Annotated in this window: 24 protein-coding genes; 17 read left to right on the top strand and 7 right to left on the bottom strand. The window is 71.0% G+C overall.

What is annotated here, in order from left to right; translation table 11 throughout:
- The first annotated feature begins 48 nt into the window (after positions 1-48).
- Positions 49-630, top strand: a complete 582-nt coding sequence (locus LY13_RS05035) for a DUF2567 domain-containing protein (RefSeq protein WP_372493760.1) — start codon at positions 49-51, stop codon at positions 628-630.
- A gap of 42 nt (positions 631-672) precedes the next feature.
- Here the strand turns inward: LY13_RS05035 and LY13_RS05030 are convergent, their stop codons facing one another.
- Together LY13_RS05030 and LY13_RS05025 are read right to left on the bottom strand one after the other, a co-directional pair.
- On the bottom strand, positions 673-1413 hold the full coding sequence (locus LY13_RS05030) for an LON peptidase substrate-binding domain-containing protein (protein ID WP_253827000.1): 741 nt from the start codon (positions 1411-1413) through the stop codon (positions 673-675).
- Between the two features lie 61 nt (positions 1414-1474).
- A complete protein-coding gene (locus tag LY13_RS05025; RefSeq protein ID WP_253827254.1) occupies positions 1475-2179 on the bottom strand; it encodes an NUDIX hydrolase in 705 nt (234 codons plus the stop codon).
- Positions 2180-2262: 83 nt separating this feature from the next.
- Between LY13_RS05025 and nadA the strand changes: the two genes are divergently transcribed.
- The 3 genes from nadA (at position 2263) to nadC (ending at position 5983) form a co-directional block, all read left to right on the top strand.
- A complete protein-coding gene (gene nadA / locus LY13_RS05020) occupies positions 2263-3300 on the top strand; it encodes a quinolinate synthase NadA (RefSeq protein WP_253826998.1) in 1038 nt (345 codons plus the stop codon).
- Positions 3297-5027 (top strand): L-aspartate oxidase, encoded by a 1731-nt coding sequence (locus LY13_RS05015; protein WP_253826997.1) that lies wholly within the window; start codon positions 3297-3299, stop codon positions 5025-5027. Before nadA ends, LY13_RS05015 begins: the two co-directional genes overlap by 4 nt.
- A 71-nt stretch (positions 5028-5098) precedes the next feature.
- Positions 5099-5983, top strand: a complete 885-nt coding sequence (gene nadC / locus LY13_RS05010; RefSeq protein WP_253826995.1) for a carboxylating nicotinate-nucleotide diphosphorylase — start codon at positions 5099-5101, stop codon at positions 5981-5983.
- Between the two features lie 31 nt (positions 5984-6014).
- On the opposite strand, the gene LY13_RS05005 is transcribed toward nadC, so the two are convergent.
- Positions 6015-6818 carry a carbon-nitrogen hydrolase family protein gene (locus tag LY13_RS05005; protein ID WP_253826989.1) on the bottom strand — a complete coding sequence of 268 codons (804 nt, stop codon included), beginning with the start codon at positions 6816-6818 and terminating at the stop codon, positions 6015-6017.
- 199 nt (positions 6819-7017) lie between these two features.
- Here LY13_RS05005 and hisD point away from each other — a divergent pair, with 199 nt between their 5' ends.
- From hisD to LY13_RS04985, 4 genes are read left to right on the top strand one after another with little or no spacing between them, the layout of a single operon-like run.
- On the top strand, positions 7018-8343 hold the full coding sequence (hisD, locus tag LY13_RS05000; RefSeq protein ID WP_253826987.1) for a histidinol dehydrogenase: 1326 nt from the start codon (positions 7018-7020) through the stop codon (positions 8341-8343).
- A complete protein-coding gene (locus LY13_RS04995; RefSeq protein WP_372493750.1) occupies positions 8340-9473 on the top strand; it encodes a histidinol-phosphate transaminase in 1134 nt (377 codons plus the stop codon). Before hisD ends, LY13_RS04995 begins: the two co-directional genes overlap by 4 nt.
- Entirely contained in the window at positions 9470-10069 is a 600-nt protein-coding gene (gene hisB / locus LY13_RS04990; protein WP_253826985.1) for an imidazoleglycerol-phosphate dehydratase HisB, read from the top strand. The genes LY13_RS04995 and hisB overlap by 4 nt, the downstream gene beginning before the upstream one ends.
- Complete coding sequence (locus LY13_RS04985; RefSeq protein WP_253826983.1) at positions 10070-10228, top strand: CG2302 family histidine operon protein; 159 nt, start codon at positions 10070-10072, stop codon at positions 10226-10228.
- Here LY13_RS04985 and LY13_RS04980 read toward each other — a convergent pair whose 3' ends face one another.
- Genes LY13_RS04980 through LY13_RS04970 form a run of 3 tightly spaced genes read right to left on the bottom strand, consistent with a single transcriptional unit; the run spans position 10229 to position 13226 of the window.
- Complete coding sequence (locus LY13_RS04980) at positions 10229-11032, bottom strand: ABC transporter ATP-binding protein (RefSeq protein ID WP_372493749.1); 804 nt, start codon at positions 11030-11032, stop codon at positions 10229-10231.
- Complete coding sequence (locus LY13_RS04975) at positions 11029-12162, bottom strand: FecCD family ABC transporter permease (RefSeq protein ID WP_301298450.1); 1134 nt, start codon at positions 12160-12162, stop codon at positions 11029-11031. Before LY13_RS04975 ends, LY13_RS04980 begins: the two co-directional genes overlap by 4 nt.
- Positions 12162-13226, bottom strand: a complete 1065-nt coding sequence (locus LY13_RS04970; RefSeq protein WP_253826982.1) for an ABC transporter substrate-binding protein — start codon at positions 13224-13226, stop codon at positions 12162-12164. The genes LY13_RS04975 and LY13_RS04970 overlap by 1 nt, the downstream gene beginning before the upstream one ends.
- A 574-nt stretch (positions 13227-13800) precedes the next feature.
- Here LY13_RS04970 and gltB point away from each other — a divergent pair.
- Together gltB and LY13_RS04960 are read left to right on the top strand one after the other, a co-directional pair.
- Positions 13801-18372: a glutamate synthase large subunit gene (gltB, locus tag LY13_RS04965; RefSeq protein ID WP_253826981.1), complete on the top strand. Its 4572-nt coding sequence runs from the start codon at positions 13801-13803 to the stop codon at positions 18370-18372.
- Positions 18365-19873 carry a glutamate synthase subunit beta gene (locus LY13_RS04960; RefSeq protein ID WP_253826979.1) on the top strand — a complete coding sequence of 503 codons (1509 nt, stop codon included), beginning with the start codon at positions 18365-18367 and terminating at the stop codon, positions 19871-19873. The genes gltB and LY13_RS04960 overlap by 8 nt, the downstream gene beginning before the upstream one ends.
- A gap of 114 nt (positions 19874-19987) precedes the next feature.
- Here the strand turns inward: LY13_RS04960 and LY13_RS04955 are convergent, their stop codons facing one another.
- A complete protein-coding gene (locus LY13_RS04955) occupies positions 19988-20326 on the bottom strand; it encodes a VOC family protein (RefSeq protein WP_253826978.1) in 339 nt (112 codons plus the stop codon).
- 98 nt (positions 20327-20424) lie between these two features.
- Here LY13_RS04955 and LY13_RS04950 point away from each other — a divergent pair, with 98 nt between their 5' ends.
- The 7 genes from LY13_RS04950 (at position 20425) to LY13_RS04920 (ending at position 25437) form a co-directional block, all read left to right on the top strand.
- Entirely contained in the window at positions 20425-20877 is a 453-nt protein-coding gene (locus tag LY13_RS04950) for a MarR family winged helix-turn-helix transcriptional regulator (protein WP_253826976.1), read from the top strand.
- Positions 20878-21036: 159 nt separating this feature from the next.
- Positions 21037-21216, top strand: coding sequence for a hypothetical protein (locus tag LY13_RS04945; RefSeq protein ID WP_253826975.1), 180 nt, complete (start codon positions 21037-21039; stop codon positions 21214-21216).
- Positions 21217-21361: 145 nt separating this feature from the next.
- Complete coding sequence (locus tag LY13_RS04940) at positions 21362-22657, top strand: hypothetical protein (RefSeq protein ID WP_253826973.1); 1296 nt, start codon at positions 21362-21364, stop codon at positions 22655-22657.
- A gap of 75 nt (positions 22658-22732) precedes the next feature.
- Entirely contained in the window at positions 22733-23362 is a 630-nt protein-coding gene (locus tag LY13_RS04935) for a hypothetical protein (protein ID WP_253826971.1), read from the top strand.
- Between the two features lies 1 nt (position 23363).
- Positions 23364-23681: a hypothetical protein gene (locus LY13_RS04930; protein ID WP_253826970.1), complete on the top strand. Its 318-nt coding sequence runs from the start codon at positions 23364-23366 to the stop codon at positions 23679-23681.
- Positions 23678-24328, top strand: a complete 651-nt coding sequence (locus LY13_RS04925; RefSeq protein WP_253826969.1) for a hypothetical protein — start codon at positions 23678-23680, stop codon at positions 24326-24328. Before LY13_RS04930 ends, LY13_RS04925 begins: the two co-directional genes overlap by 4 nt.
- A gap of 218 nt (positions 24329-24546) precedes the next feature.
- Complete coding sequence (locus tag LY13_RS04920) at positions 24547-25437, top strand: trypsin-like serine peptidase (protein WP_253827250.1); 891 nt, start codon at positions 24547-24549, stop codon at positions 25435-25437.
- The last annotated feature ends 4 nt before the right edge of the window (positions 25438-25441 follow it).

The raw sequence follows: 25441 nt of genomic DNA, 5'->3' as shown, positions 1-25441 counted from the left end.
GAGCAGAGCGCAGCAGCGAGCAGAGCGCAGCAGCGAGGAGGACGCCCGTTGTCGGAGCAGCGGACCGAGCAGCCCGCATGGTCGGCGCTGGCGCTCGAAGGCGTGCGTGTGGAGCGGCCGAAGGTGGTCGTGAAGGCGGACCTGCTGCCCGCGATCAGTGTCGTGTCGTTCGTGGCGCTGCTGGGCATTCCGGTCGGCTGGCTGTGGTCGTTGCTCGCGCCCCCGCAGCGGATGCGTGTGATGGGCGGCGACGCGGGCGAACTGCCGTTGCAGTTGGAGAGCTGGCACCGGTTCGACGCGCTCGCCGTGTTCCTGCTCCTCGGCCTCGCCGCGGGGATCGCGGTCGGGCTCGTGGTGTGGCTCCTGCGTGAGCGGCGCGGACCGGTGATCCTCGTCGCAGCGGTCCTGGGATCCGTCGTCTCGGCGTGGTTGGCGATGCAGATGGGCCTGTCGTTCGCCGGTGGCCGGTACGCGATCACCGAACCGCCCGAGGTGGGCACGGTGGTCGAGGCCGCGCCGGTGCTCGAAACCGGGTGGGCGGTGCTCGCCCAGCCGCTGACGACCGCGCTCGTGTACGGCATGGCGGCGATCTGGAACAGCCGCGACGACCTCGGGCGCAGGCTGGGCTGACCTACCGGCGTCCCATGTGAGCGTTCGGTACGGGCGCGTGCGTCAGTTGAGGCTCCTCGCCGTGCCCGCCCCGGTGCCGCCGTCCATGTCGGGCAGCGACGTCGGAACGGCGCGCAACAGCGACCGGAATCCGGCCTCCCGATTGAGCAGCCGGCACACCTCCCGCAGGCGCGGCAGTGGAGCCCGCTGTTCGAGCAGCGCCTGGCGGTCTGTGAGAGGCAGCCGGCAGTCCGCCGCGAGCAGGTACGACAGCGTGGCCGGGTCGGTGTCGGACGGGGGTGTGCGCCTGCCCTCGTCGGGCCAGGCGGCGTCGCAGTAGCGGCGGTGCGCCGCCCGCGCCAGGTCGCCCAATCGCGAGGCGGCCTCCTCCGCGGCCTCGTCGTCGTCCGATTCGCCCGCCAGAGGCAGGTCGTCCAGGCGGCTCACCGTGCCGATGAGGTACGGGGCGGACCGGGTGTCGATGTCGTGCAGCACGAATCTCCGCATGCCGGTCGTGGTGAGGTCGTAGCGGCCGTCGGGGAGCGGCTTCGCCTCTTCGAGCCGTGCGGCGCACCCGATGGTGTGGACGTGGTCGAGGTCGTCCACCTCGCGCAGCAGAGGAGAGCGCAGCGCGACGACGCCGAACGTCCGGTCGGGGACGGCGCCGGTGAGCAGGTCCGCGGTCAGCTGGCGGTAGCGCGGCTCGAAGACGTGCAGCGGCAGCGACGTGCCCGGCAGGAGGACGGTCTGCAACGGGAACAACGGCAGCGCTTCCCGCGCGGCATCCGGTCTCGTGTCGGCCACGGCTTCACGTTACGGCGTCGCGGCGGGCCGCGCCTGTTCATCAGCGCCGGACCCCGCCCGTTCACGAGGTCCGGGCCCGGCCGGCCGCGGGTGGTCGGAAGGCGGCGAACGGATCGGTGACCTGCATGTCGTCGTGGACGAACGAATACAGCGTGGCGGGTCTGCCCCCGCTCCGCCCGGACGGTGCGGTGTCACCGGTGTCGGTGAGCAGCCCGCGCCGGGAGAGGACGCGCTGCAGGTTGGTCGCGGAGACGCGGTAGCCGAGCGCGGCCGAGTAGTGGTCCCGGAGTACGGAGATCGGGAAGCGGCGGGGTACGAGTGCGAAACCGAGGTTGGTGTAGCTGAGTTTCGCCCGGAGCCGGTCGCGGGCGCCGGTGACGATGTCGCGGTGGTCGAACGCGGTGCGGGGCAGGTCTTCGACGGGGTGCCACGCGGTGTCCTCGGGGACCTCGGGGTCGACGTCGGAGGGGACGAGGCCGAGGAACGCCGTGGCCACCACGCGTGGTCCGGGAACGCGCCGTGGGTCGCTGAACACGGCGAGCTGCTCGACGTGCCGGAGCTGGCGAATGTCGACCTTCTCGGCGAGCTGCCGTCGGATGGAGGTCTCGACGTCCTCGTCGGCGCGCAGTCTGCCGCCGGGGAGTGACCAACGTCCGAGGTGCGGATCGAGAGCCCGTCGCCACAGCAGGACCTGCAACGACGGCGGACGGTCGCTCCCTCGGGGGCTGCGGACCTGGAGGACGGCGGCGAGAACCTCGTGTGCCAGCGGGTCGCGGCTGTTAATATGGGACCGCACGGTTTTCGATTGTAAGGCGAAAACCCTGGGAATGCACGGACCGGAGGCTCGACATGCCGACGCTCGACACGGCGATCAACGGCGACCCTGACACCGGAGCGGACCTGACGCCCTACGGCGGCGTGACCGCCGATGCGGCGTGGGTGGAGGAGATCCGCTCCCTCGCGGAGCGGCGGGACGCCGTGCTGCTCGCGCACAACTACCAGCTGCCCGAGATCCAGGAGATCGCCGACCACACCGGCGACTCACTGGCACTCAGCCGTATCGCCGCCGAGAGCGACGCGTCGACCATCGTGTTCTGCGGCGTGCACTTCATGGCCGAGACGGCGAAGATCCTCTCGCCGGACAAGACCGTGCTGATCCCCGATGCCCGTGCCGGCTGCTCGCTCGCCGACTCGATCACCGGTGAGCAGCTGCGGGAGTGGAAGGCGCAGCACCCCGGCGCCGTCGTCGTCTCGTACGTCAACACCACGGCCGAGGTGAAGGCCGAGACCGACATCTGCTGCACCTCCTCGAACGCGGTCGACGTCGTCGCGTCGATCCCGGCCGACCGCGAGGTGCTGTTCTGTCCGGACCAGTTCCTCGGCGCGCACGTCAAGCGGGTCACCGGCCGCGAGAACCTGCACGTATGGGCGGGTGAGTGCCACGTGCACGCCGGGATCAACGGTCCCGAGCTGGCCGAACGCGCCGAGGAGGACCCGGGCGCCGACCTGTTCATCCACCCGGAGTGCGGCTGCGCGACGTCGGCGCTGTACCTCGCGGGCGAGGGTGCGGTCGCCGAGGACCGCGTGAAGATCCTCTCGACGGGCGACATGCTCACCGCGGCGCGCGAGACGAAGGCGGAGTCGGTGCTCGTGGCCACGGAGGTCGGCATGCTGCACCAGCTCCGCAAGGCCGCACCGGAGATCGACTTCCGCGCCGTCAACGACCGCGCGTCCTGTCGCTACATGAAGATGATCACCCCGGCGGCGCTGCTGCGGTCGCTGCGGGAGGGCGCCGACGAGGTGCACGTGGCCCCCGAGATCGCCGAACGCGGCCGCGCGTCCGTGCGGCGGATGATCGAGATCGGCACGTCGGGCGGCGGCGAATGAGCGATCCGGCGGTCGACGCGGTTAGCGACCGTGAGGCGAAAACCGATTTTCCCGGTCCTCGGTGGGAGGCCGCCGCGGACGTCGTCGTTCTCGGCAGCGGCGCCGCGGGCCTGAGCGCCGCGGTGCGGCTCCGCGAGCGCGGCCTGCGTGTACTCGTCGTCACCAAGGGGGCGATCGAGGACGGCAACACGCGTTGGGCTCAGGGCGGGATCGCCGCCGTCCTGGACGGTGTTCCCGGTGTCGCCGGTGCGGCGGGGGAGGGCCGCGACAGCGTGGCCGCGCACGCCGAGGACACGGAGACCGCGGGAGCCGGGCTCTGTGACCCGGAAGCCGTCGCGGAGATCGTCGCCGGGGGAGCGGAGGCCGTGGCCACCCTCCGCCGCTTCGGCGCGGTGTTCGACCGGTCCGAGCACGGGCCGGGGCCTGCACGCACGCGGGAAGGCGGGCACAGCGCGCTGCGGGTGATCCACGCGGGCGGCGACGCGACCGGGGCCGAGGTGCAGCGCGCCCTCGTCGCGGCCGCGGCCGACGACGTCGCGGTACTGGAACGGCACGTGGCGGTCGACGCCGTCCGCACGCCCGCGGGCCGGATCGCCGGGGTGACGGTCCTCGACGACCGTGGCCGGGCCGGCGTCGTCCACGCCCCCGCGGTGCTGCTCGCCACGGGCGGACTCGGCCAGCTCTACGGCGCGACGTCGAATCCCGAACTCGCGACCGGCGACGGGGTGGCCCTCGCGCTGCGGGCGGGCGCCCCCGTGGCGGACCTGGAGTTCGTGCAGTTCCACCCGACCGTGTTGTACGCGCCCGGCGCCCGGGGCAGGCGCCCGCTGGTCACCGAGGCCGTCCGCGGGGAGGGCGCGGTACTCGTCGACGCCACCGGCGCACGCGTGATGGAGGGCGTGCACCCGCTGGCGGACCTGGCCCCGCGGGACGTCGTGTCGGCGGCCGTGATCCGGCACCTCGCCGCCGCGCCGGGCGGTGTCGACGACCACGTGTTCCTGGACGCGACCGGTATCGACGGTTTCGCCGCGCGGTTTCCCACGGTGCTGGCCGCGTGCGCGGACGCGGGGATCGACCCGGCGACGGAGCCGATCCCGGTGGCGCCTGCCGCGCACTTCGCGTGCGGCGGGGTCGTCGCGGGCACCGACGGGCGCACCCCGGTGGCGGGTCTCTACGCCGTCGGCGAGGTGGCGCGCACCGGTCTGCACGGTGCGAACCGGCTCGCGTCGAACAGTCTCCTCGAAGGACTCGTCGTCGGCAGGCGCGCCGCCGACGCGGTGGCGGCCGACCTGTCCTCGTGCAGGCCGGTCCGGTCGGGGGACGGCACCGCGGCCTGGACCGGCACGGGACGGGACGCCGCACCGTTCGAGTCCGCACCCCGGGACGACGTGCAGCGTGTGATGAGCCGGTACGCCGCGATCGGCCGTGACGCGGACGGCCTCGCCGTCGCCGGGTCGGTCCTGGACCTGGCGACGGCGAGGCGGACCTGCGAATCCGGACCGCGCGCGGCCGCGTGGACCCGGGAAGGGGTCGAGGACGCCGCGCTGACGCTGGTGGCGCGGGCGCTCGTCGCCGCCGCGTCGGCCCGCACGGAGTCCCGGGGTTGTCACGTCCGCACGGACTTCCCCGACCGGGACGACGTGTCCTGGCGGCGCAGCCGGACGATCCGGCTCGGCCCGTCCGGTCAGCCCGTGCTGGCCGAGACGGCGGCCCCGGCGGCGGCGTGAACCCCGCCGACCCGAACCACAGCGACACGAACGACGGCGACACGAACGATGCGGACGGGAGCGAGGACGGCGTGAGTGAGGGTGACGTGGTCGAGGTGAGCGGGAACGGACCGGACGTCGAGGATCTGCGCCGGGTCGTGACGACGGCGCTGGCCGAGGACCTGCGGTACGGCCCGGATGCGACGACGGCGGCGACGGTCGGTGCCGACGTGACCGCGACGGCCGCGCTGACGCCGCGGGCGCCGGGTGTCGTGGCGGGCGTGCCCGCGGCGCTGGCGGTGTTCGACGAGGTCCTCGGCGACCGGTACGACGTCGAGTCACGGGTGGCCGACGGCGCCCGCGCCGAGCCGGGCGAGCCGGTGCTGGTGGTGCGGGCAGCGGTGCGGGACCTGCTCACCGCGGAGCGGACGGCGCTGAACCTGCTGTGCCACCTGTCGGGCATCGCGACGGCCACCGCGGCCTGGGTGTCGGCCGTGGACGGAACGGGGTGTGCGATCCGCGATTCCCGCAAGACGTTGCCGGGGTTGCGGTTGCTGGAGAAGTACGCCGTCCGGTGCGGCGGCGGGGTCAACCATCGCATGGGGCTCGGGGACGCCGTGCTCATCAAGGACAACCACGTGGTCGCGGCGGGATCGGTGACGGCCGCACTGAACCTGGCGAGGGAACGCGCCGCGGGCCTGCCGTGCGAGGTCGAGGTCGACGACATGGACCAGCTCGCCGAGGCGCTCGACGCGGGCGCGGACGAGGTGCTGCTCGACAACTTCACGCCCGAGCGGTGCCGGGAAGCGGTGGCACTGCGCGACGAGCGCAGCCCGAAGACCCGACTCGAATCATCGGGCGGGCTGCGCCTGGGCAACGCCCGCGCCTACGCCGAGTCCGGTGTCGACTGTCTCGCCGTCGGTGCGCTCACGCATTCCTCGCCTGCGCTCGACGTCGGGATGGACCTGACTCGCTGACGACACCCGGCCGCCGACGGGCCGGGTGTCGTCACCGGAGCTTGCGGTTGGCGAGCGCGCCGGTCGCCTTCCGGGATGCCTCGGCGGCGGCCGGGTCGATGTCGGCGACCACGAGTTCCGGCGCCGCTCCCGCCCGGGCGTGTGCGCCCCCGAACGGGTCGGCGACCGTCGAGTACCCGACGCCCGTGGGCGCCTTGGGGTTCACCTCGACGCCCGCCGCGGCCGGGTCGGCCTGTCCGCACGCGAGGATCCAGTTCCCCGAGTCGAGCGCGCGGGCGCGCGTGAGCAGCTCCCACTGCTCCCGCTTGCCGTCGCCCGCGCCCCAGGACGCGGGGACGGCCACCGCGTGCGTGCCGGCCTCCGTCAGCTGCTGGAACAGGGCGGGGAACCGCACGTCGTAGCAGGTCGCGACGCCCAGTCGCACGCCGTCGACGTCCACGGTGACGAGCTCGTCGCCGCCTGCGACCGTCTTCGACTCGTGGAATCCGAAGGCGTCGTACAGGTGGATCTTGTCGTAACCGCGGTGCTCGCCGGGGCCGGTGAGCAGCAGGGTGTTGCGCACCCGGTCGCCGTCCGGGGTGAACATGCCCGCCACGACGAGCACACCGTGCTCGACCGCGATCGCGGCCACCTCCGAGGCCCACGGCCCGTCGAGCGGTTCCGCCAGCGGTGCGAGCGTCACGCCGAAGTGCGCCATCGTGGCCTCGGGGAACACGACGACGCGGGCACCGCGCGCCGCGGCGTCGGCCGTCCACGTGCGCACGAGTTCGAGGTTCGCCGCCGGGTCCGCCGTCGACGTGACCTGGCACAGGGCGATGCGCAGCGCCGCGTCCATCAACCGGTCTCCTTCGTGTCCGTGTCCGAGCGTGCAGGGGTCAGCGTACGTGGGGCGCGGCGGCGACGGGCCGCCCGAACGGTGCCGTCCGCGGGTGTGGTGTCCGGGTCGTCACCGGGGCAGGCGGGACCCGGTGCGGCCGTGGTGGCGGGTGGTGGCCCGTGCGCTGGTGGCGGTCCTCACCTCGTACCCTGGTGACATGTTGAACCGCACCGACCTGCGAGGTCGCGTCCCCCGGCCTGCCGAGCTGCGCGCCACGTTGCCGCGCGCCGAGGTGAACGTGGACGCGGCGCTGCATCAGGTGCGGCCGGTGGTCGAGGCGGTCCGTGACCGGGGCGTCGAGGCCGTGCTCGAGTACACCGAGAAGTTCGACGGGGTGCGCCCCGCGACGGTGCGCGTGCCGCAGGCCGCGCTCGACACGGCGCTGGCCGAGCTCGCCCCGCAGGTCCGCGCCGCGCTGGAGGAGGCGATCACCCGGGCCCGTGCGGTGCACGCCGACCAGCGGCGCGGCGACGTGACGACGCGGGTCGCCGACGGCGGCACGGTCACCGAACGCTGGCTGCCGGTCTCCCGCGTCGGCCTGTACGCGCCGGGCGGGCTGGCGGCCTACCCGTCGAGTGTCGTGATGAACGTGGTGCCCGCCCAGGCTGCGGGTGTCGGGTCGCTCGTGCTGTGCTCCCCGCCGCAGGCCGAGTTCGGCGGATTGCCGCACCCGACGACCCTCGCCGCCGCGGCGCTGCTGGGGGTCGACGAGGTGTGGGCCGTCGGGGGTGCCCAGGCCGTCGCCGTACTGGCCCACGGCGCGGTCGACACGGACGGTTCGGAGCTCGACCCGGTCGACATGGTGACCGGACCGGGCAACGTTTATCTCACCGCGGCCAAGCGCATGCTGCGCGGCATCATCGGCATCGACTCGGAGGCGGGGCCCACGGAGATCGCGATCCTCGCCGACGAGACGGCCGACGCGGGGCACGTCGCGGCGGACCTGATCAGCCAGGCCGAGCACGACACGCTCGCCGCCAGCGTGCTGGTGACGACGTCGGAGCAGCTCGCGGACGCGGTCGACGCCGAGCTGGAGCGCCGGGTCGGGACGACGAAGCACACCGAGCGCGTCGACACCGCGTTGCGGGGCGCGCAGTCCGGAACCGTCCTGGTGTCCACTGTGGACGACGGACTGACGGTGGTCGACGCCTACGCGGCCGAGCACCTCGAGATCCAGACGGCGAACGCACGTGAGGACGCCGCGCGGGTGCGCAATGCGGGCGCGGTGTTCGTCGGGCCGTACGCGCCCGTGTCGCTCGGCGACTACTGCGCCGGGTCGAACCATGTCCTGCCCACGGGCGGTTTCGCACGGCACTCCTCGGGTCTGTCGGTGCAGACGTTCCTGCGCGGCATCCACGTGATCGACTACAGCGAGGCCGCGTTGCGCGAGGTGGCCGACAAGGTCGTCGCGCTGGCCGACGCCGAGGACCTGCCCGCACACGGCGAGGCGGTGCAGGCACGATTCGAGGGAGAAGCCCGGTGACGGCTCCGGATTCGCAGGGTTCCGACGAGCTGCGGAACTCCGACGAGGTGACGCTCGACGATCTGCCGCTGCGGGAGGACCTGCGCGGCAAGAGTCCGTACGGCGCGCCGCAGCTGGACGTGCCGGTGCTGCTCAACACGAACGAGAACCCGTACCCGCCGCCGCCCGCACTCGTCGACGACGTGACCGAGGCGGTGCGCGACGTCGCGGCGCAGCTGCACCGCTATCCGGATCGGGACGCCGTGGCGTTGCGCGAGGATCTGGCGGCGTATCTGACGTCGTCGGTCGGGGTCGAGGTCACCAGCAGGCACGTGTGGGCCGCCAACGGGTCCAACGAGGTGCTCCAGCAGATCCTGCAGGCGTTCGGTGGCCCCGGCCGCAGCGCGCTCGGGTTCGAGCCGTCGTACTCGATGCACCCGATCATCTCGGCGGGCACGCGTACCGACTGGGTGCCCGCGCCGCGCCGCGAGGACTTCTCGCTCGACGCCGCCGAGGCCGCGCGGATCGTCGACGACCACAAGCCGGACGTCGTGTTCGTGACGAGCCCGAACAACCCGACGGGTGGTTCGATCCCGCTGGCGGAGCTCGACGCCGTACTGCAGGCCGCACCGGGCATCGTCGTGGTCGACGAGGCCTACGCGGAGTTCTCGTCTCAGCCGAGCGCGCTGGAACTGTTGCCGCGGTACCCGGCGAAGCTGATCGTCTCGCGCACGATGAGCAAGGCGTTCGCGTTCGCGGGCGGACGGCTCGGCTACCTGGCGGCCTCGCCCGCGGTGGTCGACGCGCTGCAGCTGGTGCGGTTGCCGTACCACCTCTCGCTGCTCACCCAGGCCGCCGCGCGTGCCGCACTGCGGCACGCCGACGCCACGCTCGGTTCCGTGGCCACGCTCGCATCCGAACGGGACCGCGTGGCGGACGCGTTGCGAGGACTGGGTTTCGAGCCCGTGCCGAGTGACGCCAACTTCATCCTGTTCGGACGGTTCGCCGATCCGTCGGCGGCTTGGAAGTCCTATGTGGACAAGGGTGTGCTGATTCGTGACATCGGGATCGACGGGCACCTGCGGGTGAGCATCGGTACCCCGGACGAGAACGACGCCTTCCTGGAGGCGAGCAAGGAGGTCGGCCGGTGAGCCGGACGGGCAAGGTCGAACGGACGACGAAGGAGTCGTCGATCCGGGTCGACGTGGATCTCGACGGCACGGGGCAGGTCGACGTGTCGACAGGTGTGCCGTTCTACGACCACATGCTCACCGCCTTCGGTGCGCACGGCTCGCTGGACCTGACGGTCGCCGCGACCGGTGACGTGCACATCGACGCGCACCACACCGTCGAGGACACCGCGATCGTGCTGGGACAGGCGATCCGCCAGGCGCTCGGCGACAAGAAGGGCATCCGCCGCTTCGGCGACTGCTGGATCCCGATGGACGAGACGCTCGCGCACGCGGCGATCGACGTCTCCGGCAGGCCGTACTGCGTGCACACCGGCGAGCCGGAGCAGTTCGACACCTTCACGATCGGCGGCAACTACCCGTTCGTGCTGACCCGGCACGTGTTCGAGTCGCTGTCGTTCCACGCGCAGCTCGCGCTGCACGTCCGCGTGATCCACGGCAGGGATCCGCACCACATCGCGGAAGCCCAGTACAAGGCGGTGGCCCGGGCCCTGCGGGCGGCCACGGAGAACGACCCGCGCGCCGGGGGCGTGCCGTCGACGAAGGGTGTGCTGTAAGTGGATCAGCAGTGGGTCGGCGTGCTGTTGCTCGGCGTCGCCGGTTTCCTTCTCGGTGGCGTGTACAGCACGTGGCGTAACGGTTCGCGTGTCCTGGCCGTCGCGTTCGGACTCGCCGCGCTGGTGGCCGTCGGCGGTGCCGTGGCCTGGCTGGTCTGATCAGCGCGCGCCCGCGGTGCGCACGGGCACGACGACGGGATGGCCGTCGGCCGTGGTGAGTACCTCGACGTCGGCGGCGTAGTGCTCACGCAGCCGCTCGGTGGTCAGCACCCGTGACGGCGGGCCGGCGGCGACGACGCCGCCGCGATCGATGAGGACCAGTTCGTCGGCGTACTGCGCGGCGACCGTCAGGTCGTGCAGCGTCGTCACCACCGTCGTGTCGTCCTCCCTGCGCAGCTGGTCGAGCCGTTCGAGCAACGTCTGCGCGTGGCCGATGTCCAGGCCGGTCGTCGGCTCGTCGAGCAGCAACAGTGGGGTGCGCTGCACCAGCACGCGCGCCAGCACCGCCCGTTGCGCCTCGCCGCCGGAGAGCGTGCCCAGCCGCCGCCCGGCCAGACCGGCGAGGTCGAGCCGGGTGAGCGCATCTTCCACGATGGACAGGTCGGACGCCGATTCCCGCGCCAGTGCGCCGAGATGGGGCGCCCGGCCGAGCAGGACGTAGTCGGTGACGGTGAGGCGTTCCGGTAACGCCGGGTTCTGCGGGGCGTAGCCGACGCGGCGGGCCAGTTCCTTGCGCGACAGGTCGCCGGTGTCCGTGCCGTCGAGCAGCACCGTGCCCTGCCGAGGGACCAGGCCCGCGACGGCCTTGAGCACGGTGGACTTGCCCGCCCCGTTCGGCCCCACGATCGCCAGCCACCGGCCGCGGCGAGCCTCCAGCGACACGTGCCGCACGACGGGCTCGGCGCCGTATCCCGCGCTGACCTCGTGCAACGACAGTGCGGTCGTGGTCGCGGCGCCCGTCACGACAGCCGCTCCCGGTTCGTGCGCAGCACCAGCGCGAAGAACGGCGCACCGGCGAACGCGGTGACCACGCCGAGCGGCAACTCGCCCGGCATGATCGTCCGTGCGACCAGGTCCGCGGCGATCACGAACGCGGCGCCGCCGAGGAGGGAGAGCGGCACGATCACCCGGTAGCTCGCGCCGGCCAGGAGCCGCACCAGATGAGGCACGACGATCCCGACGAAGCCGATGAGCCCGCTCACCGACACGGCCGCGGCCGTGGCGAGGGAGGCCGCCGCCAGCACGACGAGACGGATGCGGCCCGGCCGCACACCCAGCGAGGACGCCTCGGCGTCGCCGAGCGTGAGCAGGTCCAGCAGCCGGGCCGCCGCCACCAGGACGAGTGCGGCGAGCCCCACGTACGGCAGGACGAGCCACACGTCGGTCCAGCCGGTGATGTTCAGCCCGCCGAGCGTCCACGTGTAGACCTGCTTCAGCGTCTCGGTGTTGAGCTGTTGGACGAACGTCTGGACCGCGGTGAGGAACGCCGTCACGGCGACACCCGCCAGGAGCAGCCCGGCCGTCCCGGCGCCGCCCGTCGACCTGCCGAGTCCCCAGCTCAGGCCCACGCCCAGCAGTGCGCCCGCGAACGCCGCGAGCGGCAACGGGCCCACGGGACCGAACGACCACGCCGTCACCGCGGGGACGAACACCATGACCGCCGTGGCGGCCATGCCCGCGCCTGCCCCCGCGCCGAGCAGGTACGGATCGGCCAGCGGGTTCCTGAACACGCCCTGGAACGCCGCGCCTGCACCGGCGAGCGCCGCGCCGACCAGCGCCGCCAGCAGCACCCGCGGCATCCGCAGCTGCCATACGACCGCGGCCTCGGACTCCGACAGCGGTGACACGCCGCCCGTGAGCTGGGCCAGGATCTCCGCCAGCACCCGGTTCCCGGCGAGCTCACCGGGGCCGATCAGCATCCCGAGCAGCGCCACGCCCACGAGCACCACCACCGCGACGACGACCGCGAGCGGTGTCAGCCGCGTGGTGTTCGCCGCCGCCCGGGACGGAGGTTCGGCCGCCGTGTCGCGTTGCGTGGCCGCCGTGGCTCGTTGTGTGGCCGCTGTGGCCCGCCGGGAACGGGGGCGCAGCATCAGGCCTCCGCGACCGCGTCGGCCACGACGCGCACGAACTCGACCAGCCGCGGGCTCCAGCGGGAGGCGATGTCGTCGTCCAGCGGGTGCACCCGATCCTTCTCGACCGCGGTCATCGTGTCCCAGCCCGGGCGTTTCGCCACCGTGTCGGCGTTCTGCCCGCAGCACTTCGTGTCGGCGAGGAACACCAGGTCCGGGTTCGCCTCGACGATCTTCTCCGCCGACAGCTGCGGGTAACCGCCCATCGCGTTCGGGTCGCCCTGGTCGGCGATGTTGCGCAGGCCGAACAACTCGTAGACCTCGCCGAGGAACGTCGCCGACGTGATCGTGTAGTAGGTCGGATCGACCTCGTGGTAGTAGCTCAGGTCCTTGTCCGGGGCGGAGTCGGCGAGGTCGGTGATGGTCTGCTCGGTCTCGTCGGCGAGCCGCCTGCCCTCGCCCGCGTGCCCGGTGGCCTTGCCGACGAGCGCGAACTGCGCGTAGGCGTCCCGCAGCGTCTTCGGTGCGGGCAGCACCAGGGTGGGCACGCCGGTCTTCTTCAGGGCGGAGGCGAGCTTGCCCTCGGCGTCGGAGCCGACGATCACGAGATCCGGCTCGTGGCTCGCGAGCTGCTGCGGGTCCGGGTCGATGCCGGACATCTCGGTGCGCGGCGCCTTCGAGGGATGGGTCGACATCTCGTCGACGGCGACGACCTGCTCTCCCGCCCCGACCTCGTACAACGTCTCGGTGACCGACGGGACGAGGGAGACGATCCGTTCGGGCCGCTCGTCGAGGGTCACGGCGGGAGCACCCGAGGGTTCGATCGTCACCGGGAAGCCGGCGCCCGCCTCACCGCCGCTGTCGTCGTCGGCGCGCTGGGCGCAGCCCGCGAGGGCGAGCACCCCCAGCAGGGGAAGCAGGGCCAGCAGCCGGACGAGCCGGTGCGGCGCGGGCCGTCCGGCGGCGCGCGGGGCGTGCGCGCGGAGTTCCGGCGCGGGCGGCGCTGCGAGTGCGCGCAGGCGGGGTCCGTGCGGGTGGGGTCCGCGCAGGTGCGCGCCGGGTCGGGGAGTCGGCTGGTGAGCCATCGGGGGCCTCGGGTCTTCAGGTCGGCCGGCGGAGGCGGCGGGCGACCGCGTGGGGCGGCGGCCCGCGCCGGTGCGGAACCCGCGGGGAGTCCTCGAGCGCCCGAGGCGGCGGTGGAGGGCCGTCCCTGACGCCGCACCTCTGCGCCGGAGGTGGGCAAGGCGTCGACACGGGCGAAGGCGACCTGGCTCGTCCCTCCGGAACGGGAAAACCCCAGGTCGTCCCGCTTCGGTGGGCATCGCAGTTGCGGCACAGCGCCGGATTCGCACCGGACTTCGCTACCGCCCGCGTCGAGCCGACGTTACCAGCCCCACGTCCGCGTTCCCTGCGGATGCCGGGTTCGCACGACGTACACTCGGGGTGAGGAACGCTCGCAGGCGAGCTCTTGCCGCGACCCATCAGCTCATCAGAAACTAAGTCGTCCGGGGTCGTCGGATCGTTACGGTTCGAGCGAAAAAATCGGCCGCTGATCCGGCACCGGGACGTTTCCCGGGTGTTAAGGTCGCGATAACAAGCGGGCCATCGTCGTCCCGTGCCCCGAAGAACCGAGCACGAAGACGACGCAGGAGGTCCGACTTGATCTTCTCCGCGATTCCGTCGCAGCAGGGCCTGTACGACCCTGCGACGGAACAGGATTCCTGCGGGGTCGCCATGGTCTCCCACATCCGTGGCGTCCGCTCCCACAGCATCGTCAGCGACGGCCTGACCGCGCTGACGAACCTCGACCACCGCGGTGCCGCGGGGGCCGAACCGACCAGCGGCGACGGAGCCGGGATCCTGGTGCAGCTGCCCGACGAGCTGTTGCGCGCGGAGGCCGATTTCGACCTGCCCGCCCCGGACGCCTTCGGTGCCCACCACTACGCAGCGGGCATGGCGTTCCTGCCCGCCGACCCGGACCTGCGCCGTGACGCCGTCGCGATCGTCGAACGCATCGCGGGCGAGGAGGGGCTCCGCGTCGCGGGCTGGCGCGACGTGCCGACCGACGTCGATGCCGCCGACATCGGCTCGACCGCACGCTCGGTCATGCCGCACCTGGCCTACCTGCACGTCACCGGCGAGCCGGACGCCGACGGCGAACTCCCGTCGGGCATCGACCTCGACCGGTCGGCGTTCTGCCTCCGTAAACGGGTCGAACACGAGACCGTCGACGCCGGGTGCGGGGTGTACTTCCCGTCGCTGTCGGCGCGCACGTTCGTCTACAAGGGCATGCTCACGCCCGCGCAGCTGCCGTTGTTCTTCCCCGAACTGCGGGACGAGCGCATGCTCAGCGCGATCGCGCTCGTGCACTCGCGGTTCTCGACGAACACGTTCCCCTCGTGGCCGCTGGCGCACCCGTTCCGCTTCGTCGCGCACAACGGCGAGATCAACACGGTGCGCGGCAACCGCAACCGCATGCGCGCCCGTGAGGCGTTGCTGGAGAGCGACCTCATCCCGGGCGACCTGTCGCGGCTGTACCCGGTGTGCACGGAGGACGCCTCCGACTCGGCCTCGTTCGACGAGGTGCTGGAACTGCTGCACCTCGGCGGGCGCAGCCTGCCGCACGCGGTGCTGATGATGGTGCCGGAGGCGTGGGAGAACCACGCCGAGATGGACGAGCAGCGCCGCGCCTTCTACCGCTTCCACGCGAGCCTCATGGAGCCGTGGGACGGACCGGCGTGCGTCACGTTCACCGACGGCACCGTCGTCGGCGGCGTGCTCGACCGGAACGGCCTGCGCCCCGGGCGCTGGTGGCGTACCGCCGACGACCGGGTCGTGCTGGCCAGCGAGTCGGGCGTGCTCGACATCGAGCCCGCCGACGTCGTCGCCAAGGGCAGGCTCAAGCCCGGCCGCATGTTCCTCGTCGACACGGCCGCGGGCCGGATCGTCAGCGACACGGAGATCAAGGACGGGCTCGCGAGCGAGGCACCGTACGCCGAGTGGCTGCACGCGGGCCTGCTGTCGTTGGAGGAACTGCCCGACCGCGACCACATCACGCAGACGCACGAGTCCGTGCTGCGCAGGCAGTTGTCCTTCGGCTACACCGAGGAGGAGCTGAAGATCCTGCTCGGCCCGATGGCGTCGGGCGGTGCCGAGCCGCTGGGGTCGATGGGCACCGACACCCCGACCGCGATGACGTCGCAGCGCTCGCGACTGCTCTACGACTACTTCAAACAGGGCTTCGCACAGGTGACCAACCCGCCGTTGGATGCGATCCGCGAGGAGATGGTCACCTCGATGAGCCGGATCATGGGCCCGGAGCGGAACCTGCTGGACCCCGGCCCGGCGTCGTGCCGGCACATCGAACTGCCGCAGCCGGTGATCGACAACGACGAGCTGGCCAAGCTCATCCACGTCGACAACGAGGGCGACCTGCCCGGCTTCGCGTGCGCGGTGCTGTCGGGCCTCTACGACGTCGAGGGCGGCGGTCCTGCGCTGGCCGAGGCGATCGAGCGGGTGCGCAGGGAGGCGTCGGAGGCGATCCGCGCCGGTGCGCGCACGCTGGTGCTCTCCGACCGCGACTCGGACCACCGCATGGCGCCGATCCCGTCGCTGCTGCTGGTGTCGGCGGTGCACCACCACCTGGTGCGCACGAAGGAACGGCTGAAGGTCGCACTGGTCGTCGAGTCCGGCGACGCCCGCGAGGTGCACCACATCGCGCTGCTGCTCGGTTACGGCGCGGCGGCGGTGAACCCGTACCTCGCGTTCGAGACGATCGAGGACATGATCGCCCAGGGTGCGATCACCGGGATCGAGCAGGCGAAGGCCGTCCGCAACTACGTGACCGCTCTGGTCAAGGGCGTCATGAAGATCATGTCGAAGATGGGCATCTCGACGGTCGGTGCCTACACGGCCGCGCAGGTGTTCGAGGCGCTGGGCCTGTCGCAGGACCTGCTGGACGAGTACTTCACCGGCACGTCGTCGAAGCTCGGCGGGGTCGGCCTGGACGTGCTCGCCGAGGAGGTCGCGATCCGGCACCGCCGCGCGTACCCCGACAACCCGACCGAGCGGGCACACCGCGGTCTGGAGTCCGGCGGCGAGTACGCCTACCGGCGCGACGGCGAGTTGCACCTGTTCACCCCGGAGACCGTGTTCCTGCTGCAGCACGCGAGCAAGACGCGCCGGGAGGAGGCGTACCGCGCCTACACGGCGAAGGTCGACGAGCTCAACCGGGCAGGCGGTGCCGTGCGGGGCATGTTCAGGTTCCGCACGGAGGGTCGCACGCCGGTGCCGATCGACGAGGTCGAGTCCGTCGAGTCGATCTGCAAGCGGTTCAACACCGGTGCCATGTCGTACGGGTCGATCTCGGCCGAGGCGCACGAGACCCTCGCGATCGCGATGAACCGGATCGGCGGCCGGTCGAACACGGGTGAGGGCGGCGAGGACGTCGAGCGGCTGTACGACCCGGAGCGTCGCAGCGCGATCAAGCAGGTCGCGAGTGGACGGTTCGGTGTGACGAGCGAGTACCTCGTCAACGCCGACGACATCCAGATCAAGATGGCGCAGGGCGCCAAGCCCGGCGAGGGCGGTCAGCTGCCGCCGAACAAGGTGTATCCGTGGATCGGCAAGACCCGGCACTCGACGCCGGGTGTGGGGCTGATCTCGCCGCCGCCGCACCACGACATCTACTCGATCGAGGACCTCAAGCAGCTGATCCACGATCTGAAGAACGCCAACGACCGGGCACGGGTGCACGTCAAGCTGGTCAGTTCGCTGGGCGTCGGCACGGTCGCCGCGGGGGTGTCGAAGGCGCACGCCGACGTCGTGCTGATCTCCGGTCACGACGGCGGTACGGGTGCCTCGCCGCTGAACTCGCTGAAGCACGCGGGCACGCCGTGGGAGATCGGCCTGGCCGAGACGCAGCAGACGCTCATGCTGAACGGCCTGCGCGACCGCATCACCGTGCAGGTGGACGGCGCGATGAAGACCGGAAGGGACGTGGTCGTCGCCGCGCTGCTCGGTGCCGAGGAGTACGGCTTCGCCACGGCCCCGTTGATCGTCGCGGGTTGCATCATGATGCGCGTCTGCCACCTGGACACCTGCCCGGTCGGTGTCGCCACGCAGAACCCGGACCTGCGCGAGCGCTACACCGGGCAGGCCGAGCACGTGGTGAACTACTTCCGGTTCGTGGCGCAGGAGGTACGCGAACTGCTCGCCGAGCTCGGGTTCCGGTCGCTCGACGAGGCGATCGGCCGGGTCGACGCGCTCGGTGCCGAGGAGGCGGTCGAGCACTGGAAGGCCGACGGGCTCGACCTGTCGCCGATCTTCGCGATGCCGGAGGAGACGCCGTACGGCGACGCGCGGCGCAAACTGCGCGAGCAGGACCACGGCCTGGAGCACGCGCTGGACCACACGTTGATCCAGCTGGCCGAGGCGGCCCTCGAGGACGCGCATCAGCTGCGCCTCGAGTTGCCCGTGCGCAACGTCAACCGCACGGTCGGCACGTTGCTCGGCGCGGAGATCACGCGCCGCTACGGCAGCGCGGGTCTGCCGGACGACACGATCCGCGTGGCGCTGACGGGGTCGGCGGGCCAGTCGCTCGGTGCGTTCCTGCCACCGGGGGTGACGCTGGAGCTGACCGGTGACGCGAACGACTACGTCGGCAAGGGCCTCTCGGGCGGACGGATCGTCGTGCGCCCGCCGGAGGGTGTGGCGTTCTCCCCCGAGGGTCAGGTGATCGCGGGCAACACGATCGCCTACGGCGCCACGGGCGGCGAGGTCTTCCTCAGCGGCCAGGTCGGCGAACGGTTCGGTGTCCGCAACTCGGGAGCGCTGATCGTGGCAGAGGGCGTCGGTGATCACGCCTTCGAGTACATGACGGGCGGCCGGGCCGTGGTGTTGGGCGCGTCGGGCCGGAACCTGGCCGCGGGGATGTCCGGCGGCGAGGCGTACGTGCTGGACCTGGATCGCGGCAAGGTCAATCCCGGCATGGTCGAGCTCGAGGAGCCGAGTGTCGCCGACCTGGAGTGGTTGCACGACGTCGTCGCCCGGCACGCGGAGCTGACGGGGTCGGCGGTGGCGACGTCGCTGCTCGGCGACTGGCCGCGGCGGTCGGAGGCGTTCACCAAGGTGATGCCGCGCGACTACAAGCGGGTGCTGGCGGCGACCGAGGCGGCGCGCGCCGAGGGGCGCGACGTGAACGAGGCGATCATGGAGGCGGCTCGTGGCTGATCCGACGGGTTTTCTGAAGTACGAGCGTTCCGAGCCGCCGAAGCGTCCGAAGTCCGAGCGCACGCAGGACTGGCACGAGGTCTACGCGGACCAGGGCCAGGAAGCGCGCAACGAGGCGGTGCGCACGCAGGCGAGCCGCTGCATGGACTGCGGCATTCCGTTCTGTCACAACGAGCGGTCGGGGTGCCCGTTGGGCAACCTGATCCCGGAGTGGAACGACCTGGTGAGCCGCGGCGACTGGTTCGCGGCGAGTGAGCGGCTGCATGCGACGAACAATTTCCCGGAGTTCACGGGGAAGCTGTGTCCGGCTCCGTGCGAGGCGGGGTGCACGCTGTCGATCTCGCCGTTGTCGGGCGGCCCGGTGGCGATCAAGCGGGTCGAGGAGACGATTTCCGCGCAGGCGTGGGAATCGGGTTACGTCGAGCAGATCACCCCGGAGGTGGCGACGGGCAGGCACGTCGCGGTCGTCGGGTCGGGTCCCGCGGGTTTGGCGGCGGCGCAGCAGTTGACGCGTGCGGGGCACGAGGTGACGGTGTTCGAGCGCGACGACCGGCTGGGCGGGCTGCTGCGGTACGGCATCCCCGAGTTCAAGATGGAGAAGAAGGTCCTGGACCGGCGGCTGGCGCAGCTGCACGGTGAGGGCACGACGTTCGTCACCGGCTGCGAGGTCGGGGTGGACATCGCCGTCGAGGAACTGCGGGAGCGTTACGACGCAGTGGTGCTGGCCGTCGGTGCGCTGCGCGGCCGGGACGACGCGGCGACGCCGGGGCGTGAGCTCGGTGGCGTGCACCTGGCGATGGAGCACCTGGTTCCGGCGAACCGGTGGTGTGAGGGCGACGGTCCGCCGGAGATCACGGCCGAGGGCAAGCACGTGCTGATCATCGGTGGCGGTGACACGGGTGCGGACTGTTACGGCACGGCGATCCGGCAGGGCGCGCTGTCGGTGACGCAGCTCGACCAGTATCCGGAGCCGCCGCACACGCGGGACGACGAGCGTTCGCCGTGGCCGACGTGGCCCTACATCCTGCGCACCTACCCGGTGCACGAGGAGGCGGGGGAGCGGCTGTTCGCCGTCGCGGTGAAGCGGTTCGTCGGTGACGAGGACGGCAGGGTCAGGGCGGTCGAGCTGCACACGGTGCGCGTGGAGAAGGACCCGGAGACGGGGCACCGCGAGGTCGTGCCGACCAGCGACGAGGTGCAGGAGCTGCCTGTCGACCTGGTGTTGCTGGCGATCGGGTTCGAGGGTGTCGAGCACATGCGGCTGATCGACGACCTGGGGCTGTCGCTGAACCGGCGCGGCACTGTGTCGTGCGGTGCGGATTGGCAGACCGACGCGCCGGGGGTGTTCGTGTGCGGTGACGCCCACCGTGGCGCGTCGCTGGTCGTGTGGGCGATCGCCGAGGGGCGGTCGGTGGCGGCGTCGGTGGACGCCTACCTGATGGGTGGTTCGGAGCTGCCGTCGCCGGTGCACCCCACGGCGCTGCCGCTCGCGGTCGTCTGATGTAGACGTCCGATGTAGACCGGAAATGGGAGGCGGGGCCGTGCGGCTCCGCCTCCCGTTCTCGTGTGGTGCCCGTGGCCGGTGTGGGTGCCTGGCTGCGAACGACGAATGGGCTCAGTGGCCGGCTTCCTGGGAGAGGCCGAATTCGACGCCTTGGGCATCGGTGCAGTGGGCGTAGGCGCCGGACGGAATGGTGACCGGGTCGCCTGCCGTGCCGCCGAGGTCGCGCACTCGGGTCACGGCGATCTCGATGTCGTCGACGGCGAAGTAGATCCTCGGGTGCCGGGACGTGTCGTCGTGCGGCGACCCGCCCATCGGTTCCGGCCCGTGGATCATCGAGTAGCCGGGGAAGTTCCCCTCCTGGAACGTCCAGCCGAACAGTGAGCCCCAGAATCGCTGCGTCGCGTCGATGTCGCTGCTGGGCAGTTCGAAGTACGTGACCCGTCCGTTCATGATGGCGCCTCCTGTGGTGTTCGTGCAGTGGTGTTCGTGTTCCGGTGTTCGTGCTCTATGTCAATGTCCTGACATCGATCGTATGTCAGAATGCTGACATGGAGCAAGCGGAGCAGGTCGGCGACCTCGGACTGTCCGTGGGTTACGTCCTCAAGCAGGTTCACGCGTCACTGCGGACGGCGATGGACGAGGCGTTGCGGCCGCTGGAACTGACGGTTCCCCAGTACGCGTGTCTCGAACTGCTCGGTCAGAACCCCGGCCTGTCCAACTCCGAACTGGCCCGGCACGCGTTCGTGACCCGGCAGTCGATGAACCTCGTCCTGCGGCGGCTGCAGGAGCGCGGCCTGCTCACGCGACCCGAGCAGGCACCGCAGGGCCGGGCGCTGCCGACCGAACTCACCCGAGAGGGACGGGCGCTGCTGCGTAAGGCCAGTATCGAGGTCCGTTCCGCCGAGAAGCGGCTGTTCTCGCCTCTCTCGCCAGAGCAGCAACGCCGAATACGGGAGGAACTCGCCGCATGCCTCGACTCCTCCGCCGTCGAACAGGACTGACGGTTCCCGGTCGGGGTGAGCGTCAGAGGGCTCGGGCCGATCGGACGACGCTGCAGGCGTCCTCGCCTCGATGTCGAACGGACTCCGCTGCGGCAAGGTGCGAGCGTTAGGATCTGCGCCGCGAAGGCCAGTGTCGGGCACCGGAAAGGTTGGGGGCGGATGACGGACTTCACGGTGGATGTGGGCGGTCTCGACGCGTTGGGCAAAGATTTGGACCGAACGTGCGACAACATCGATACGGCCACCAAGAAGCTGGCTGACGCGGCGGAGGACTCGATCGGGACGGCCGAGCTGGACGAAGCCTGTGAGAACTTCCGGTCCGACTGGGAAGAAGGCTGAGCAAGCTGAGGGAAGCCGTTGACGAGGTCCGGGACGGGCTTTCCGAGGCGCAGAAGGCGTACGCGGACGTCGAAGGCGATCTGCAGGACAGTCTCGGCAAGATGGCGCAGGGTATTGAATCCGCCGGACTGAACGGAGGGAAGTCGTGAGCGACGAGCAGTTCCCTTCTCTCGGTTTCGACCCCGCCCCCGGAAACCCCGGAACGGTGGCGGGCCTGGCGAAGCAGATGAGCGACACCGGCGTCTACGCGAGAGAGGCCCACGAGGTCATCACCTCGATCCAGAACAAGAAGGACACCTGGATCGGTGAGGCCGCGAAGGCGTTCGCCGACAAGGTGGGCGAACTCCCCGGATATCTCGACGCCGCCCACACCTCATTGCGGGATGCGGGGAAGGCGTTGTCGACCTGGAAAGAGTCTCTGAAGGAGCACCAGAGCAACGCCACGGAGCTCGAGGAAGAGTGCCGCAAGGCCATCCAGAACGCCGAACAGGCCGATGCCGCGGCACAACAGGCGACCACACAGGCCAACACTCCGGTCGCCAGTGGCAGTGATCCCGCCTCGGTCGAATCGGCACGGCAACAGCAGCAGGCAGATGTGGACGCCGCCGCCGATGCCAGGCGCGCTGCGGGGCAAGCCTGGGGCAAGGTCGAAGACATCCGTCGGAAAGCACGTGAGCTGAGGAGCGCGTGGGAACAGGACGCGCGCAGCTGTGCCGAAACGCTCCGAACCGCCGCTGACCGAGCACCGGACAAGGGGTTCTTCGAGTCGATCGGGGACGCTTTCTCGGCTGCGGGTAGCTGGATCGGTGACCACCTCGGTGAGATCGGCGACGTCGCCGGGATGATCTCTGCGGTCGCGGGCGCGTTGTCGTTCATTCCCGTGCTCGCCCCCGTTACCGGGCCGATCGCGCTTGCCGCGGGCGGTGTCGCTCTCGCCGCGCACGGCGGTGAGATGGTCAAGGAAGACAAGTGGGACGAGCCCGGCGCGTGGGTTGGACTGGGGGCGGACGCGCTCGGTGTGCTTCCGGGAGTCGGAGCGGTGTCGAAGGGAATGTCGATGGCCACCGACTCCCTGCAAGTGGTCGACGGCCTGGCTCCGGCAGCGATGAGCGGAGGCAAGGTGTTGCTCCAGGAAGCCGGCCAGGTCGCCAAACCCGCGCAACTGATGAGTTCTTTCGGTGAAAAGGTTGCGAGCACGGTCGGCGGTAACGCGGACACCATCGCCAAGACGGTGCAGAACACCTTCAGCCTGGGATCGCAGGTGCCGACCGGTCTGGACATGGCGATCGGCAACGACACCACCAACGCGATCAAAAGCGGCACCGGTTACGCCGCGGGAGGAATGGCCGGCGTGCAGAGTGTCGGGCAGTGGGGTCAGACCGGTTCGGCACTCAGCGATCTGGGGAGTTCGCTCGCAGGTTTCGCCAGTGCGGTCGGCTGAGGCCCGGCATCGCCGCAGCACGAGAGTTGGATGACGTTGGATACCGAGACCCCGAGCCCCCAACGAGGTTTTCCGTTGGCGTTCGCGTTACCCGCCGAATTCCGGCCGGTCGACCTTTCCGCTGACGCGGCCACTCGCGCGGCGAGGCTGCAGGAGCAGTTGGCATCGAGTCTGCCGGGGCTGTCCGGTGAGCAGCTGCTCCACGTGATCATGGCCAACCAGTACGCGGTCGAGCGGATGATCGACGAGGGCGTCCTGTATGCGGCGACGTTCCTGGGACGTTCCGAGCGGGAGCCGGACGCCGCGTCGATGGCGCAGTTCAGCGTCCTCACAAGGGATATGCCCGGACATCTTCGGCAGCCGTTGGAACCGGTCCTCGAATCGATTCGGCGCGAGCGCAAGAACGCAGAAGCTCGCTATGTCGACCTGGAGATAGGGCGGTGCCTCGTCGTCGTGGAGGACGACCGGTTCCGGAATCCGGTGCACGTGACGGGTGAACCTACCGACACGATGCGCCACGTGCGCCAGATTCAGGTCATCTTCCCTCTGGTCGACCGCGGAAAGATCGCCTTCTTCGCACTGAGCACGGAGTGTCTTTGGGACTGGGACGACTACGTGGCGATGATGGCGGAGATCTGCAAGACGATCCGCTGGGCGGACGGTGCCGACGAGCCCGGTGCGATCGGCAACGTGTTGGACGGGTGACATGGACATCGCGCTCTGGATCTTTTTCGGCCTGCTCTGCGCACTGGTGGTCGCCGTCATCGGTGTCGCCGGATACGCGACCGTCCAGCAGCGGCGGACGCCGATGGAGCAGCGCAAACAGCAGGTGCTGGAGAAGTTGCGCCAGGAGGAGACGGCCACCGGGACGACGTCGATCCTGTCCGGATTCCGGAGCGGGGTGAACGATGACGCGGTGCGCGAGGTCGCCGAGGCGGACGGCTACCGCTGGACCGGGTATTCGGGCTTGAACAATCGCCAGCTCAACTTCCAGCGGGACCTGCCTGGGCAGGGGCCGACGTGACGGACCACGACTCAACGGCCGCCGAGGCGGAGTTCGTCGCCCGGCTGAGCGCGCTGCAGGCCGACCTGGGTGGTACCGCTCGGATCGACGTGTCCGACATTCCCTGCGCGTCCTGGCCTCGCTGTCGTGAACTCGCCGAGGCGCACGGCTGGGAGTTCAAGACCGTGGCCCCGGAACGCGGCGGGCACCACTGGATACTCGCCCGTCCCGGGACGGAGAGCGTCGACCGGCGTGATGCGCTGTTCGTCACCGGGCCACCGCTCGAACAACTGCGGCAGTACCCGCGTGCCCGCGAGGTCGCCGAGCAGGTCCGGCGGGAGCTCGGGGTGGACCCGTTGTCGCAGGTCGCACTGAACGAGGCCCGCGCGGCGCACAACGCGCACCGGAAGACGACCAACCGTGCCGTGGCGCTGGCCGTGCTCAGCGGGATGACGTTGCTGATCGTGTTGGTGACCGCCGGAAGGCTGTTCGCCGACGGCGGCACGACCGCGCTGGTGCTCGCGGTTGTGTGCGGCCTCCTGCTCGTCGGGACGGTGGTGGGCACCATCGGCATCGTCCGCCGCGAACGCGCTCGCAAGGCCGCCGTCCGGCCGTTCACCGAGGGCTACGAACGGGTCGTCGCCGCGGTGCTGCAGCGCGGCAGCTGATGCCGATTCCTCTGCCTGCATGGTGTCGGTTACTCCGTACGGAGTCAGAGGGGAGCCCGAACGGCGTCCGAGCACCTGGGTTACTCGGCGGTACAAAACGACTGTTGCCCACGTCACTCTTGCGGAGTTCTGTGAATCTCCGACGAGGAGGCGTGATCGTGCGGTTGCGTTGGGCGCGAGGAGTGCGAAGGGTCGCCGCCGCGGTGGCGGGTGCGGCGATGGTGACGTCGGCGGCGGTGGTACCGGCGGCCGCCGCACCGCAGGAACACGACGAGCCCGGGGACGTCGCGGTGCATCGGATGGACGCCGATGCCGCGGACTGGACGCCGCAGCGGATGCGGGCGGCTCTGCCGCTGGACAAGGTGCTCTCGCTGTCCACGGGACTGGCCAGTGAGGTCCTCGGCTCGCTGCCGGACCTCCTCCCGGGCGCCACGTCGACGGGCGACGAGTGGACCGGCGGCGGCGCGGTCACGAAGACGGCGGGCCGGGTGTTCTTCACGATGGACGGGCAGGACGCGTCGTGCAGCGGCAACGTCGTGGAGAGCGGTAACGGCAGCGTGGTCGTCACCGCGGGCCACTGCGTGAAGTACCAGGGCGGGTGGCACACCGACTGGGTGTTCGTCCCCGGCTACGACAACGGCGCTGCGCCACACGGGGAGTGGGCCGCCGAGCAGACAATGACCACCCCGCAGTGGGAAGCTGACGAGGACATGAACCACGACGTCGGCATGGCCGTGGTCGAGGAGAAGAACGGCAGGACCGTCGCCGACACGGTCGGCACGCAGCAGATCGCCTTCAACGGTGAGCGCGGCCGGGAGATGTACTCGTTCGGGTACCCGGCGGCCGAGCCGTACGACGGCAGCACGTTGACCTACTGCAACGGCGGCACGTTCACCGATCCGCTGCTGACCGACGACCACGGCATGAACTGCGACATGACCGGCGGCTCCAGCGGTGGTCCGTGGTTCAGCAGCTTCGACCCGGAGACGGGCACGGGCGTGCAGGAGTCGGTCAACAGCTTCGGCTACACGTTCCTGCCGAACGTGATGTTCGGTCCGTACTTCGGTGACGAGGCGAAGGCCCTGTACGACAAGGCGTCCGCGGCCTGACGCG

This window comes from Prauserella aidingensis (assembly GCF_024171865.1).
Lineage (GTDB): Bacteria > Actinomycetota > Actinomycetes > Mycobacteriales > Pseudonocardiaceae > Prauserella > Prauserella aidingensis.
The sequence above is the reverse complement of the archived record's forward strand: the minus strand, read 5'-3'. Positions and strand labels throughout refer to the sequence as shown.

Coding starts and splice junctions, on each gene's coding strand:
- LY13_RS04975 (WP_301298450.1), bottom strand. CDS start 12,162: ATGCTGCGCCCCCGTTCCCGGCGGGCCACAGCGGCCACACAACGAGCC.
- LY13_RS04950 (WP_253826976.1), top strand. CDS start 20,425: ATGGAGCAAGCGGAGCAGGTCGGCGACCTCGGACTGTCCGTGGGTTAC.
- nadA (WP_253826998.1), top strand. CDS start 2,263: ATGCCGACGCTCGACACGGCGATCAACGGCGACCCTGACACCGGAGCG.
- LY13_RS04930 (WP_253826970.1), top strand. CDS start 23,364: ATGGACATCGCGCTCTGGATCTTTTTCGGCCTGCTCTGCGCACTGGTG.
- LY13_RS05015 (WP_253826997.1), top strand. CDS start 3,297: ATGAGCGATCCGGCGGTCGACGCGGTTAGCGACCGTGAGGCGAAAACC.
- LY13_RS04970 (WP_253826982.1), bottom strand. CDS start 13,226: ATGGCTCACCAGCCGACTCCCCGACCCGGCGCGCACCTGCGCGGACCC.
- LY13_RS04955 (WP_253826978.1), bottom strand. CDS start 20,326: ATGAACGGACGGGTCACGTACTTCGAACTGCCCAGCAGCGACATCGAC.
- LY13_RS05005 (WP_253826989.1), bottom strand. CDS start 6,818: ATGGACGCGGCGCTGCGCATCGCCCTGTGCCAGGTCACGTCGACGGCG.
- LY13_RS04945 (WP_253826975.1), top strand. CDS start 21,037: ATGACGGACTTCACGGTGGATGTGGGCGGTCTCGACGCGTTGGGCAAA.
- LY13_RS04920 (WP_253827250.1), top strand. CDS start 24,547: ATGGTGACGTCGGCGGCGGTGGTACCGGCGGCCGCCGCACCGCAGGAA.
- hisD (WP_253826987.1), top strand. CDS start 7,018: ATGTTGAACCGCACCGACCTGCGAGGTCGCGTCCCCCGGCCTGCCGAG.